The sequence below is a fragment of the Haloarchaeobius sp. HME9146 genome, from assembly GCF_025399835.1.
Classification (GTDB): domain Archaea; phylum Halobacteriota; class Halobacteria; order Halobacteriales; family Natrialbaceae; genus Haloarchaeobius.
In genome coordinates, this window is sequence record NZ_JAODVR010000001.1 from 2202908 (window position 1) to 2216779 (window position 13872).

14 protein-coding genes are annotated in these 13872 nt (G+C 65.9%); 8 read left to right on the forward strand and 6 right to left on the reverse strand.

The features are described from left to right. Positions 1–63 precede the first annotated feature (63 nt). Genes N6C22_RS11375 through N6C22_RS11390 form a run of 4 tightly spaced genes read left to right on the forward strand, consistent with a single transcriptional unit; the run spans position 64 to position 4124 of the window. Positions 64–1188 carry a branched-chain amino acid ABC transporter permease gene (locus N6C22_RS11375; protein ID WP_261651228.1) on the forward strand — a complete coding sequence of 375 codons (1125 nt, stop codon included), beginning with the start codon at positions 64–66 and terminating at the stop codon, positions 1186–1188. Next, entirely contained in the window at positions 1185–2591 is a 1407-nt protein-coding gene (locus tag N6C22_RS11380) for a branched-chain amino acid ABC transporter permease (protein ID WP_261651229.1), read from the forward strand. Before N6C22_RS11375 ends, N6C22_RS11380 begins: the two co-directional genes overlap by 4 nt. Then, positions 2584–3417, forward strand: a complete 834-nt coding sequence (locus tag N6C22_RS11385) for an ABC transporter ATP-binding protein (RefSeq protein ID WP_261651230.1) — start codon at positions 2584–2586, stop codon at positions 3415–3417. The genes N6C22_RS11380 and N6C22_RS11385 overlap by 8 nt, the downstream gene beginning before the upstream one ends. After that, a complete protein-coding gene (locus N6C22_RS11390; protein ID WP_261651231.1) occupies positions 3417–4124 on the forward strand; it encodes an ABC transporter ATP-binding protein in 708 nt (235 codons plus the stop codon). Before N6C22_RS11385 ends, N6C22_RS11390 begins: the two co-directional genes overlap by 1 nt. Positions 4125–4337: 213 nt before the next feature. Here N6C22_RS11390 and N6C22_RS11395 read toward each other — a convergent pair whose 3' ends face one another. The 4 genes from N6C22_RS11395 to N6C22_RS11410 all read right to left on the reverse strand — a co-directional run bounded on the left by N6C22_RS11395 (position 4338) and on the right by N6C22_RS11410 (position 7495). Further along, positions 4338–5597 (reverse strand): ABC transporter substrate-binding protein, encoded by a 1260-nt coding sequence (locus N6C22_RS11395; protein WP_261651232.1) that lies wholly within the window; start codon positions 5595–5597, stop codon positions 4338–4340. 90 nt (positions 5598–5687) lie between these two features. Further along, positions 5688–6251, reverse strand: a complete 564-nt coding sequence (locus N6C22_RS11400; protein ID WP_261651233.1) for a cyclic nucleotide-binding/CBS domain-containing protein — start codon at positions 6249–6251, stop codon at positions 5688–5690. A gap of 75 nt (positions 6252–6326) precedes the next feature. Further along, entirely contained in the window at positions 6327–7085 is a 759-nt protein-coding gene (locus N6C22_RS11405) for a GTP cyclohydrolase III (protein WP_261651234.1), read from the reverse strand. Positions 7086–7168: 83 nt separating this feature from the next. Then, positions 7169–7495, reverse strand: a complete 327-nt coding sequence (locus tag N6C22_RS11410; protein WP_261651235.1) for a DUF5785 family protein — start codon at positions 7493–7495, stop codon at positions 7169–7171. 137 nt (positions 7496–7632) lie between these two features. Here N6C22_RS11410 and N6C22_RS11415 point away from each other — a divergent pair, with 137 nt between their 5' ends. Continuing rightward, on the forward strand, positions 7633–8691 hold the full coding sequence (locus N6C22_RS11415) for a hypothetical protein (RefSeq protein ID WP_261651236.1): 1059 nt from the start codon (positions 7633–7635) through the stop codon (positions 8689–8691). A gap of 8 nt (positions 8692–8699) precedes the next feature. Here N6C22_RS11415 and N6C22_RS11420 read toward each other — a convergent pair whose 3' ends face one another. Next, on the reverse strand, positions 8700–9242 hold the full coding sequence (locus N6C22_RS11420; protein ID WP_261651237.1) for a hypothetical protein: 543 nt from the start codon (positions 9240–9242) through the stop codon (positions 8700–8702). Positions 9243–9326: 84 nt separating this feature from the next. Then, entirely contained in the window at positions 9327–10520 is a 1194-nt protein-coding gene (gene mct, locus N6C22_RS11425; RefSeq protein WP_261651238.1) for a succinyl-CoA:mesaconate CoA-transferase, read from the reverse strand. Positions 10521–10672: 152 nt separating this feature from the next. On the opposite strand from mct, the gene glmS reads away from it, so the two are divergent. From glmS to N6C22_RS11440, 3 genes are read left to right on the forward strand one after another with little or no spacing between them, the layout of a single operon-like run. After that, a complete protein-coding gene (gene glmS, locus N6C22_RS11430; protein WP_261652554.1) occupies positions 10673–11113 on the forward strand; it encodes a methylaspartate mutase subunit S in 441 nt (146 codons plus the stop codon). Between the two features lie 5 nt (positions 11114–11118). Next, the gene (locus N6C22_RS11435) at positions 11119–12597 is read left to right on the forward strand and encodes a methylaspartate mutase subunit E (protein ID WP_261651240.1); all 1479 of its coding nucleotides are present in this window, start codon (positions 11119–11121) and stop codon (positions 12595–12597) included. Next, positions 12587–13855, forward strand: a complete 1269-nt coding sequence (locus N6C22_RS11440) for a methylaspartate ammonia-lyase (protein WP_261651241.1) — start codon at positions 12587–12589, stop codon at positions 13853–13855. The genes N6C22_RS11435 and N6C22_RS11440 overlap by 11 nt, the downstream gene beginning before the upstream one ends. Positions 13856–13872 lie beyond the last annotated feature (17 nt).

Consider the following 13872-nt stretch of genomic DNA (forward strand, 5'->3'; position numbering starts at 1 on the left):
TGGGCGAAGGTGAAAGGTTTAATAGCTACTGGGAGAGCCTCTTTAGCGTGTTGAGGGGTATCAATGACCGAGTCTAACTCAAATATTACCCGTGGATGGCGCTTCATCGCCGACCGTCCCGCAGCCATGATTGCGCTGCTGGTCGGGGTCCTTCTGTTCGTAGACCTCCTGATGAAGCTCGTCACTGCGGGTGATGACGTAACAATCGCGCTGTTTCTGACGTTCGTGTGGCAGGGCATCGTGATTGGGTTGGTGTACGGCCTCGCCGGCATCGGCCTCTCCATGACGTACAGTATCTTGAACTTCGCCAACTTCGCACACGGCGACTACATCACGAGTGGCGCGTTCGGCGGGTGGGCCGCGACGTTCGTCGTCGCAGGCCTCGGCAGCCACGCCTTCGGCGACCTCGTCCTCGTGGGTGCGAACCGGATTCCCGGGACGGCGATCGGTATCGACATCGTCCAGACCCCGCTCGCCATCCTCATCGGGCTGGTGTTCGCGGGCCTACTGACGGTGGCACTGGCGCTGGTCATCGACCGCATCGTCTACAAGCCGATGCGTGGCCAGGAGGGAATCGCCCTGCTCATCGCGAGCGTCGGTGTGGCGTTCGCGCTGCGCAACCTGCTCCTGTTCGTCTTCGGTGAGGCCAACCTCTCCGTCGCGAACAACACGCCGGGCAAGATCGCAGTCGCGGTCCCCGGCGGCACCATCAACGCGAACTACCACGAGATCGTCCTCGTGGTGGCAGCCATCATCCTCATGCTGACGGTCCACTACCTGCTCCAGAGCACGAAGCTCGGGAAGGCGATGCGTGCGATGTCCGACAACGAGGACCTCGCCCGCGTCACCGGTATCCCGACCGAGCGGGTCGTCAAGTTCACGTGGATAATCGGCGCGGCGCTGGCAGGGATGGCTGGCTTCCTCTTGACGCTGGAGTCGACCACGCTGGTCTACACGCGCGGGTGGACGCTGCTCCTGTTCATCTTCGCGGCCGTCATCCTCGGTGGTATCGGTTCGACGTACGGGGCCATCTTCGGCGGCCTCATCATCGGCCTGACCGAGAAGATGTCGCTCATCTGGTTGGGTGCAGAGCTGAGTGACATGTCTCGGGCAGCCGCGTTCGTCCTGATGATTCTCATCCTGCTCTACCGCCCGCAGGGACTGTTCTCCGGGAGGTCGACCGCATGAGCGACGACAATCCACATCCGGACGCCATGACGACCGAGCAGGCCGCAGAGGCCGAGGAGAACCGCGAAGCCGGCAACATCTTCGACAAGCACTTCGACTCCGACCTGACGATGGTCGTGTCGACGGTCGTCGCACTGTACGCCGTCTTCATCTTCTTCGGCATCCTGCTCGGCAACGACATCAACGGGCAGTTCAACGCGCTCCAGCAGCTGACGTTCCTCATCACGGTGTACGTCATGCTCTCGCTGGCGCTGAACCTGCACTGGGGCTACACTGGCCTGTTCAACATCGGTATCGCGGGCTTCATGGCCGTCGGCGCGTACACGTTCGCCATCGCCACGGCGTCGCCGACGCCGGCGAACGCGTCCGACATCCCCGGCCTCGGCCTGCCGTTCTTCGTCGGTATCATCCTGGCACTCGCCGTGTCGGGACTCGTCGGATTCATCGCCGCGCTCCCGGCGCTGCGACTCCGCGCCGACTACCTCGCCATCGTGACCATCGCACTCTCCGAGATCATCCGCTTCGGACTCAAGTCCAAGGCGCTCTCGCAGTTCAGCATCCTCGGTATCGAGATGGGGACCGGTGGTGCTGGTGGCATCAGTGTCGACAAGCCACCGTCCCGCGTGCTCATCACTGACGGCATCGGGGCCATCCCCGGACTGAGTGCCCTGGTGGACGCGTTCATCTCCATCGGGACGTCCATCGGCGTCAACCGCTCCGTGATGGTCTCCATGCTGTACACGGGTGTGCTCATCCTCGTCGCGGCCGGCTTCTACTGGCTGCTCGTCCGCATCGGCTTCTCGCCGTTCGGCCGGGTCCTGAAGGCCATCCGTGAGGACGAGGACGTCGCGAACGCGCTCGGCAAGGACACGGCCAACTTCAAGATCAAGGCGTTCGTCGTCGGCTGCGCCCTCATGGGGCTCGTCGGCGTCCTCTGGTGGGCAAACGCCGGCTTCATCAACACGGAGCCGTTCAAGCCGAAGACGACGTTCTTCATCTGGATCGCGCTCATCATCGGTGGCTCCGGGTCGACGACCGGCTCGGTCATGGGCGGTGTCTTGTTCATCGGGACGCTGTACCAGGGTCCCATCACCTTCGTCGGCATCGTCAAGGAGGCGTTCGGCATCCAGGGCAGCGGCCCCGGGACCATCGTCGATGCCTTCGCACTCGTCCTGCAGGGACAGGTGATGCCCCTGTTCGAGTACATCATGGCGAACATCGAACCACTCCGGCTGGTACTGATGGGGGCCGTCCTCATCTGGTTCATGCAGAACAAGCCGGACGGCTTACTGGGTGACCGCAAGGAGCTGGCGACATCGCTGGACCCGCGGAAGGTCACCCGCCCGCCGTCCAAGGCAGCCGCTACGGACGGTGGCGTCGACGGAGGTGAAGACAATGAGTGAGACCGAACCACCGGCCGACCAGAAGAGTCTCGGCCTCGACAAGGACATCGGCGACGACTTCGCCGACCTGCCGCTTCGCATCGACGGACTACAGAAGTCCTTCGGCGGGATTAACGCCGTCAACGGCGCAACGTTCGACGTCGAGAAAGGCACCCTGACGGGCCTCATCGGCCCGAACGGTGCCGGGAAGTCGACGACGTTCAACCTCATCACGGGGTTCATCGAACCCGACGACGGGACGGTCACGTTCAACGGCGAGGACGTCACGGGCGTCGCGCCCCACGAACTCGCGGACCGCGGGCTGGTCCGGACCTTCCAGATCGCCCGCGAGCTCTCGGACATGACCGTCCTCGAGAACATGATGCTCGGCCCGCAACACCAGTACGGTGAGGAGATGTGGCGGTCCGTCTTCCGGCGCAGCGAGACCATGCAACACGAGGAGGCGGTCCTCGAGCGTGCCTGGGAGATGCTCGACTTCTTCGAGATCGAGCACCTCGCCAACGAGTACGCGGGCAACCTCTCCGGCGGCCAGCGCAAGCTGCTCGAGATGGCGCGTGCGCTGATGACCGACCCGGACATGCTCCTGCTCGACGAGCCGTTCGCCGGGGTCAACCCCTCTCTCGAGAACCGGCTGTTGACACACATCCACGAGCTGCGCGAGCAGGGCTACACGTTCCTGCTCGTCGAACACGACATGGACCTCATCATGGAGAACTGCCGGCGGGTCATCGTGCTCCACCAGGGGCGCGTGCTCGCCGACGGGACGCCCGACGAGATCCGCTCGAACGAGCAGGTCATCGAGGCCTACCTCGGAGGTGACGTCTGATGTCGAAGCTACTGAACGTCGCCAACCTCGACGCGGGGTACGGCGACCTCCAGATCCTCACGGACGTGGACATGTTCGTCGAGGACGGCGAGTACGTCACCATCGTCGGCCCGAACGGGGCCGGGAAGTCCACCGTGATGAAGTCCGTCTTCGGGCTCACCACGTACATGGGCGGTGACATCGACTTCGCGGACGAGGATATCTCCGGGCTGAACCCCGAGGAGATCATCCACCACGGACTCGGCTACGTCCCACAGAACGACAACGTGTTCGCGAACCTCACCGTCGAGGAGAACCTCGAGATGGGGGCGTACATCCTCGACGAGGTGCCACAGGACGCGATGCGGGCGGTGTACGACCGCTTCCCCATCCTCGAGGAGCGCAAGGACCAGAAGGCCGGGACGATGTCCGGCGGCCAGCAGCAGATGCTGGCGATGGGTCGTGCGCTCATGCTCGAACCCGACCTGCTCATGCTCGACGAACCGTCGGCCGGGCTCGCGCCCGACCTCGTCGACGACATGTTCGACCGCATCGACGACATCAACGACGCCGGCACGGCCATCCTCATGGTCGAGCAGAACGCCAAGGAGGCGCTTCGCCGGTGTGACCGCGGCTACGTGCTGGTGCAGGGCCAGAATCGCTACATGGACGACGGCGACGTGCTGTTGAACGACGACGACGTCCGCCAGCAGTTCCTCGGCGGCTGAGTCGGCTCCCGAATCGACGACGTTCTTTTTCGTGGTCGCTCACACACTGAGCGGGTCGCTCGCGTCTCGTGAGAGGATAGAGGCTTACGTGAACTGCTCCGGAACTTCTTCCGAACCTCTCCGGAACTGCTCCGGAACTGCTGGCCTGCCTCGGCGACTCGGGAGATGCCTCTGGGCGGGAGTAGCGTCGCGAAAAAATCGTGGAACGTTTGCTCAGGCGCTGAAGTTGATCGTGTCCGTGACCTCGATGCCGGAGTCCGAGTCGGGTGCGAACTTCCAGACGGAGTAGGTCACGGCCTTCATGTCGCCGTTGTCGTCGTAGTCGACGGCGCTGGATGCGCCGGCGTACTGCACGTCGTCGCCATCCATCGCGGCCTGGACACCCTCCGCGAGGTTGCTCGCGGTGACCTCCATGCCGCCGGGGTTGGCGACTGCCTGCATGTTGTCGCGGACGACCGAGCCCGAGTTCTCGCCACCGGCGGCGTTCGCGAGGATGAGCGTCGCGGACGCGTCGTAGGCGTGCGCGTTGAAGATACCGGGTGCGCGGCCGTACTCCTCCTCGTAGAGGTTGGCGAACGCGTCTGCGGCCGGGCCGGACGGCTGCGGTGCCGTCCCGGTGACGTTCTCCATCGGGTTCCCGATCTTCTCCTGCATGGCGGGGTCCTGGAGACCGTCCGTCACGAGGATCTGCTCCTCGGAGCCGTCGCCGGCGAAGTCGGCGTAGTAGTCCTTGAACAGCTGGACACCGGAGGCCGGGTAGCCGATGACGACCAGGAGGTCCGGGCCGTCGGTGAGTGCCTGCCGGAGCTTCGAGCTGTAGGAGGACTGCTCCTTCTCGAAGGCGACCTGCTTCTGGACCGAGCCGCCCTCGTTCTTGAACGCGTCCGCGAAGGACTGCGAGAGGAGCTGGCCGTAGTCGTTGTTGACGTACAGCGTCGCGGCCGAGGAGGCACCGATCGAGCTGGTGCCGACCTGCGCCATGACCTGACCCTGCAGCGCGTCACTCGGCGCGGTGCGGAAGATGTAGCCGTCGTCCTCGAGCGTGGTGACGCTCGGTGAGGTGGACGAGGGCGAGCAGCCGACGACCTCGTTCGGGATGAACACCTGGTTCGACACCTGGATGTTCACACCGGACGACGCCGGGCCACACACGCCGGGGTAGCCGGCGTTGACGAGCGTGTTCGCCGCGTTGATACCCGTCTGCGGCGACGTCGCGGTGTCCTCGACCTGGAAGTCGATTGTCGTCCCGAAGTCGTCGTTGTTGTTGAGCTGCTTGCCCGGGAGCGTCGCCCCGTCACGGATCGGTTGCCCGACCGAGGAGAGGTCGCCCGTAACCGGCATCAGTACACCGTACTTGATTTCACGGCTGCCGCCGCCGCCACCACCGAGACCACCGACACATCCGGCGAGTCCAGCAATACCAGCGAGACCGGCACCCTTCAGTACATCCCGTCGTTGGATATTCCGTGCCATGGTAGCGGTGTACTTACTACTGTGTTATAAATATACCTGCCCGCCGGCGGCCGTGCTAACTCAGAAAAAAGCACACCGATGTGCGAACGATTACACCTGTCGACAGTTCTGGCAGACGAGCTGCCCGTTCGCGTCGTGAAGCGAATCCGCGAGCGACCCACACAGTTCACAGACGCCCTGTGAGCCGTACTCGTCGGTGTCTCCGCCGTTCGCCGCGACGGTCGCCTCGGTCGCGGTCGTGCCCGTGACGTCGTCCAGTGAGCGGGTTTCCCGCAAGGGGCCGGTGGCGTCGATGACGTCCCGTTCGCTCAGGACGCCGAGGATATCGTCCGAATCGGTGACCAGCAGGTTGCGTATCTCCTCGCGCGACATGCGGTCTGCGGCCGCCGCGAGCGATTCGTCCGCGCCGATGGACACCACCGGTTCCGACATCAGGTGGTCGACCGTCGTGGTCTCCGGGTCGAGGTTCTCTGCGACCATCCACAGCACGTCACGCTCGGTCATGATGCCGACGGGGTCGCTCCCCCGCATCACGAGCACGCTGCCTACTCCTTCGTCGCGCATGAGCCGAACCGTACTCAGGACGGTGTCGGACTCGCTGACGCCGACGTATTCGCGCGTCGTTACGTCGCGAATCGACACGTCTCGTTCCATATGGTAATAGTTAGCACTGTGCGTATAAAATCTACCCCCGCCAACCTTATCCCTCCGCCGAGCGAACGTCTCCGGTCAGTCGAACTCGACGCTCGTGCCGTGTGCGCGACACTCTTCGAGGGCGTGCTTGGCGGCGAAGCCGGCATCGTGAGCGTGCCGACCGGTCCCCACGCCGACCTGGAGGTCGACGCCGGTCTCTTCGAGGACGTGGTCGATGGCGTCCCGGTACTCGGCCTCCCCGAGGTCGGGACAGGTCGCGATGATGTTGTCCCCGCCGACGAAGAACGAGAGCGAGTCGTGTGCCTGGCGCATGTAGCGCATCAGCGAGGCGTACGCCTGCTCGATGTGGATGAACGAGTCGAACGCGTGGTGTTCGTCGGTGTACTTGCCGGTGGCGTCGATGACGTCGAAGTGGGCGATCTGGACGTCGTCGGGCGTGCGGAACTCCTCTTCGATGACGCGACCCTTCAGAATCTCCCGGCGGGACTTGTCCTGGGCGCTGCCGGCGTCCTGCAGGAGTTCGGTGGCGTCCGCGAGCGCCTGGGCCGGGTTCGTCCCGGTCGCCACGGCGAAGCTGATGCTGACGGGGTAGCGGTTACTCACCGATTCCTGGATGAGCGCGTGGTCGTCCATGTCGAGGCCGTTCGTGACCGCGACCATGTTGTCGAAGCGCGTGAAGAAGACGTAGCCGTCGCGGTTCCCGACGAGCTGGGAGAGGTCGGCGTAGAGGCGCGACTGGAGCGTCTGGAGGTCGACCTCGCGTCGTGGCTCGGGGGTGACCGTCCACGGCCCGTAGTTGTCGATCTGGATGAGACTGACCTGCGTGTTCGTCACTGTTGGACGGTCCTAGCGAGCGCGAGCGTATAAGTGAATCTGAACCGGACGAGTGCGGTTCGTGGTTGCTTCCGGCGCTCCGGTTACGCGTGCTTGATGTTCGATTCGCCCGCCTTGGGGTGGAACTCCCAGAAACCGCCCGAGCGCATGGCTTTGCCGACGCCCTTGTGGAACGAGACCATGTCCTCGTACTCGTCGTCGGTGACGTGCTCGAAGATGTCGGCGACGCTGACGACGCGCTTGGAGTTCAGTCGAACCGGCTCGTCACCGTGCTCGGAGACGTAGTCGGCGGTCTTCAGCGGGAAATCCTCCTCCTCGTCGAGCTTCTTCGCGAGGATCGCCATCCCGTACTTGCGCATTCCCTCGCTACCCTCCTCACCGTCGGGGTCGTGGGGCCACTGGTTGCTCATACCCGGTCCTGTGGACGGAACCCGCAAAAGGATTTCTGATGTGGTCGTCGGTCACAGGGGGCGGGCGGTCGCCGTCACGCTCGCGACAGCCGCGAGCAGTCGGGCTTTATGTCGCCGCCGTGATAACCGTCGGAGCGATGGACCTCCGTCGCGTCGTCGGCTGGCCGCTGGTCACGGCGGTCGTCGCTGCGGCCTGCTTCTTCCTCGGCATCAGACTGCTGAGCACGGCGACCGGAGTGCTCGCACCCGGTATCGAGCCGGTCCTCGGGCGGGCCATCCGCGGTGACCTCTCCGCGGTCGGGACGAGCTGGCTGGTCTCCTACGCCGTGTTGAACGGGTCGGTTGTCGCAGCCGTGTCGGTGACGCTCACCCACTCCGGGCTGCTCGGCGTCTCGGAACTGTTCGCGGCTATCGTCGGGAGCCGGCTCGGGGCGTCGGGGGTCGTCATCGTCCTCGGCGTGTTCGAGTACGTCCAGAAGGAGTCCTACTCGCTGCGGGATGCGACCTCACTCGGCGTGCTCTCGGCCATCGTGACGTTCGCCCTGTTCGTCCCCGTCACCGCCGGAGGGCTCCTCGGCTACTGGCTCGGGGACCCGACCGCCGCGTTCGTCGGGGCTGTCCCGTCCTTCGGCATCGGGCAAGACGGACCCGTGACGACGGCCGTCGAAGCGCTGGTCGCTCTGCTCGGGCCACACCTTGGTGCGCTGGTCGCGGTTGCACTCCTGTTCGGGAGCTTCCGGCTGTTCGACCGGGCGCTCTCTGCGGTCGAGACCGACCGGTTCCGGGAAGCAGTTGTCCCGCTCGCCCGGCGACCCTGGGCGACGATGCTCGTCGGGTTCGTCCTCACCTCGGTGACGACGAGCGTCGCCTTCTCCGTGGGGGTGTTCGTCCCGCTGTACAACCGGGACTTCTTCGAGCGCGACGAACTCGTCCCGTACCTGCTCGGGGCGAACGTCGGGACGATGAGCGACACGTTGCTGGTGGCGGTCGTGCTCGACTCGGCGGTCGGGGTGGTCACCGTCGTGCTGGTGATGGCCACCACCGGGCTGCTGGTGGTCCTGTTCGTGGCGACGGGTGGCCGGTTCACGTCGCTCGTCGAGGCTGCTGACGAGAGGGTGCGAGGTGACCCGCGGACCTACGCCTGGTTCGTCGCTGGACTGGTACTCCTGCCCGTGCTGCTGGTGCTGGTCGGGTGAGGACCGACTCAGCCGGCACAGGAGATGCTCGTCGTGGCGACGCTCGAGCCGTTCACCGTCACCGACAGTCGGTCGAGGCGGCCCGAGCAGGTGACGACACCCCAGGCCGCGAGCCGGTCCTGTTCGCCGATTCGCACCGCGAAGACGGCGGTTCTGGCGGCTTCCACGTCGAGTGCTTGCACCGACCACTCGGGCTGGCCCGAGAAGACGAGACGGTCAACCTGGTGGTCACGGTCGGGGACCGTCACCGCGCTGGCACCCGATTCCGGGCCGTAGGTTACCGAAGTTCCGTCCTCGGGAATCGAGCGGATCTCGGTGCTGCCGTTCACGTAGGTCACCCCGAAGTCCCCCGCTGGCTCCGAGAGCAGGTAGACGTTCGCGGCGACGCTCTGGGTGCTGTTTCCGGTGACGGCGACGGTCACGTCCTGTCCGTCGGTCGAGGGCGATGGGTCGCTGGCGGTGAAGCCGAGGCAGCCGGTGGAGAGCGAGACGACGAGCAGGAGGACGAGGGCGCGAGAGACATCTCGTCGGGGCGGGATGGCGCGGCGCATGCATCCAACGAACTCCAGTGCCGGACGTATGTATCCCGTCCTTCAGCAGTCCGGGTCAGAACAGAGGCGGGTGCGAGAAGTCGGTCAGTCGTCGCCGCGGGCCGTCGCCGCGCCGTCGCCGTTCTCCCCGCCGGTCCCGAGCAGTTCGTCGCGGTGTTCGTCGAGCAGGGGTGCGCGGCCCTGGGGGCCGGTCGGGGTCTCCGAAAACTTGATGGGGCAGCCAGCGACCGTCACGTCGCGGTCTGCGCCGGGCTGTTCGACGTCGGCGAGCATCTCGCGGGCGTGGATGTGCGGGTCGTCGAAGATGTCGGCGGTGTCCTGCACCGGCGCGACCGGGACCCGGCCTTCCAGCGCGTCGACGATGTCGTCTTCGGTGTGTTCGCGGGTCCAGGCCGCGATCTCCGCCCTGAGGCTGTCGCGGTTACGCAGGCGCGAGGCCGCGTCCGGGTAGTCCGCGACGAGGTCCGGGCGGTCCATCGCGTCACACAGGGCGCGCCAGTGGCCGTCGGAGAAGGCCGCAATAACGACGTGCCCGTCGGCCGCCTCGAACGAGTTGTAGGGGAACAGCGTCGGGTGGGAGTTCCCCTGTCTGGTCAGGACCTCGTCGGTGTAGGAGTAGTAGTAGGCGGTGCGCTCGCACATCGACACCATCGCGTCGTACATCGCGGTGTCGACGTACTGGCCCTCACCCGTGCGCTCGCGGTGGTGAATCGCCCCGAGGATGCCGACCGCGTTGAGCACGGCGGTGAAGAGGTCGCCGATGCCGGGCCCGACCTTCGTCGGCGGGCCGTCCTCCTGGCCGGTTATTTCCATCACGCCGCCGAGCGCCTGCGCGATGAGGTCGAAGCTCGGCTGGCCCTGGCGGTCGGTTTCGCCCGTGCGGGGGTCACCGAAGCCGCGGATGGAGGAGTAGACGAGTTCGGGGTTGTGTTCTTTGAGCGTCTCGTACCCCAGTCCGTACTTCTCCATCGTGCCAGCGCGGTAGTTCTCGACGACCACGTCGGCTTCCTCGACGAGCGAGAGGAAGTCCTGCCGGTCGCGCTCGTCGCCGAAGTCGAGTTCGAGCGAGCGCTTACCGCGGTTCACGGACTGGAAGTAGCCGCCGTAGGCCTCCTCGTCCGGCCCCTCGCAGAACGGGGGGTTCGACCGGATGAGGTCGCCGCCGGGTCGCTCGATCTTCACCACGTCCGCGCCCATATCGGCGAGGAGCATGGTACAGTACGGCCCGGCGAGGACCTGTGTGCAATCGACGATTCGAAGGTCCGAAAGCGCACCCATGACCGTCACGTCCACGCCTCCGGGGCTAAAACCTTCCGGATAAATCATGAAGGTGTGGTTAGTGTCTCCATGTCTGTATAAGGTGTTTAGGGAATATTATCATGAAAAACCATTATCTTTAACTATCGTTCATGCAACTCACTGAATACCACATGCCCCCGACAGTCATACTCGGTGTCATCGGCTCCGACGCACACGTCGTCGGTATCACCATCCTCGACCAGGCCCTCTCCGCAGCAGGGTTCGAGGTCGAGAACCTCGGCGTCCAGACCTCCCAGGAGGACTTCGCCGCAGCCGCGAAAACTCACGACGCCGATGCTGTACTCGTCTCCTCGCTCTACGGGCACGCCGAGCAGGACTGCCAGGGCTTCCACGAGCTGCTCGCCCGCGAGGGCATCGACGCCACCACGTACATCGGTGGTAACCTCGCCGTCGGGCAGGACGACTTCGAGCAGACACGCGAGACGTTCCGCGCACTCGGCTTCGACCGCGTCTTCGACTCGGAGACGACGCCGGAAGAGGCCATCCGCGCGCTCGAACGAGACCTCACATTCACGACACGCGACCGGGAGGCCGACACGGTCCAGGCTTGAGTTAGATGTTACGCGACGAACGCATTCCATCCGACGAGTTGCGACGAATCGACGACCGAATCCGGGACGACTGGCCCACCGGCCAGGCAGTCGACTTTCAGGAGGCCATCGCCTACCACGAGTCCCTGCCCGCGCACAAGCGCTTCGCCGATGTGCTGGAGTCCGCGGACCGCCCGCTGCTCCAGCCACGCGCCGGCGTCCCCCGGATCGACGACCAGGTCCACCTGCTCCGCCACCTCCACGAGGACGGGGCTGCCGACCTGCTCCCGACGACAATCGACTCCTACACCCGTGACAACCAGTACGCGAAGGCGGAGGAGGGCCTGGAGAAGGCCCGCGAGACCGACGAGGACACCCTGAACGGGTTCCCGGCGGTCAACCACGGGGTCGAGGGCTGTCGCGAGCTCATCGAGCGCGTCGACGCGCCCATCGAGGTCCGGCACGGGACACCCGACGCCCGGCTCCTGGCCGCCGTCACCTTCGCCGGCGGCTTCCAGAGCTTCGAGGGCGGCCCCATCTCGTACAACATCCCGTACACCAAGGAGGCCGGCCTCGCCGAGACCATCGAGCACTGGCAGTACGTCGACCGCCTGGCGGGCGCGTACACCGAGCGCGGGGTCACCATCAACCGCGAGCCGTTCGGGCCCCTGACCGGGACACTCGTCCCGCCGAGCATCGCCATCGCCATCGGACTGGTCGAAGGCAAGCTCGCGGCGACCCAGGGCGTCAAGAGCCTCACATTGGGCTACGGTCAGGTCGGCAACGTCGTCCAGGACGTCGCCGCCCTGCGTGCCCTGCGCAAGCTCGGGAACGAGTACCTGCCCGACGACGTGACGGTCACGACCGTCTTCCACGAGTGGATGGGTGGCTTCCCGCCGGACGAGGCCCGCGCCAACGGCGTCATCGGCCTCGGCGGGACCACGGCCGCCATCGCGCAGCCGGACAAGGTCATCACGAAGTCACCCCAGGAGTTCCAGGGCGTCCCGACCAAGGAGGCCAACGCGGCCGGCCTTCGCACCACTCGCCAGCTCATCGACATGGTCGTCGAGCAGGACCTCGTCCTCGACGGGGTCGACGAGGAACAGGACCTCATCGAGCGCGAGACCTGGTCGCTCATGGAGTCCATCGAGGAACACGGCGACGGCGACGTCGCCCGGGGCACCGTCGAGGCGTTCTCGACGGGTGCGCTGGACGTTCCCTTCGCCCCCAGCGACGCGGCCGATAGCGCGGTCCTCCCGGCCCGCGACGACGACGGCCGAGTCAGAATCTTCGAGTGGGGTAATCTCGCCATCGAGGACGACATCAAGGAGATCCACGCGGCCCGGCTCGACACGAGAGCCGAGACCGAGGGCAGACAGCAGTCGTTCCGGATGGTCGCCGACGACGTCGACGCCATCAGCGACGGGAAGCTCATCGGACGGCCGACGGGCGGGAAGCGTCGCAACGGCGGCGGGCCGAACGGAGGTGAGACCCGTGCGGATTGAACGGGTTCGCGCGATTCCGGCGGTCTCGGGGTTCTTCTTCGACGACCAGCGCGCCATCAAGCAGGGCGCGGAACACGACGGCTTCGCCTACACCGGCGAGCCCGTGACGCCCGGCTTCGACGAGGTCAGAGAAGCTGGCGAGGCGCTCGTCGTCGAACTCGAACTCTCCGATGGCACCGTCGCCACCGGGGACTGCTGTGCGGTCCAGTACTCCGGGGCCGGCGGGCGCGACCCGCTGTTCCGGGCAGACAGGTACAGGAACGTCGTCGAGGGAAGCGTCGCCCGCGAGTTGCGAGGGCGCGACCCGAGCGAGTTCGGGCCCAACGCGGCTGCCATCGAGGCGCTGCCAGGGGCCGCATCCGACGGCGACCAGCTCCACACGGCAGTCAGATACGGCGTTTCGCAGGCCCTGCTGGACGCGGCGGCCCGCGTCCGCGGGGAGACGATGACCGAGGTCATGGCCGACTCCCTGGGAACCACGCCCGCGACGGAGCCGATTCCGGTCTTCGGGCAGTCGGGCGACGACCGCCGGGTGAACGCCGAGAAGATGATGATAAAGGGCGTTCCCGTCCTGCCCCACGGCCTGTTCAACTCGGTCGAGAAGCTCGGGGAATCGGGCGAGAACCTGCGCGAGTACATCGAGTGGCTCGCGACCCGGGCACCGGAACTCGGCCCCGACGACTACGACCCGACCATCCACATCGACGTGTACGGCATCATCGGCGAGGTGTTCGAGGCACCGTTCGACCGCGCCGAGGTGACCGACTACTTCGCCTCCCTCGAAGCCGCCGCCGGCCCCTTCGATTTACAGATAGAGGGGCCGATGGACGAAGGGAGCCGCGAGGCGCAGATCCACGCGATGGCCGAACTTCGCGATGGGCTCCGCGACGCCGGAGTCGGCGTCGACATCGTCGCCGACGAGTGGTGCAACACCTTCGACGACGTGCGCGCGTTCGTCGACGCTGGCGCGGCCGACCTCGTGCAGGTGAAGACGCCCGATTTAGGTGGCATTCAGCGCTCCGGGCAGGCGGTCCGGTACTGCGAGGGCACCGACACCCGGGCGTACCTGGGCGGCACCTGCAACGAGACGGTGACCTCGGCGCGTGCCTGCGCGCACGTCGCCCTCGCCACCGACGCGGCCCAGACCCTCGCCAAGCCCGGGATGGGCTTCGACGAGGGCTTCATGGTCGTGACAAACGAGATGCGCCGGGCACTCGCCCGGATGCAACCCGCACCCGAGGCACCGGCGGACGACTGAGGACTTCGAAATCGCAG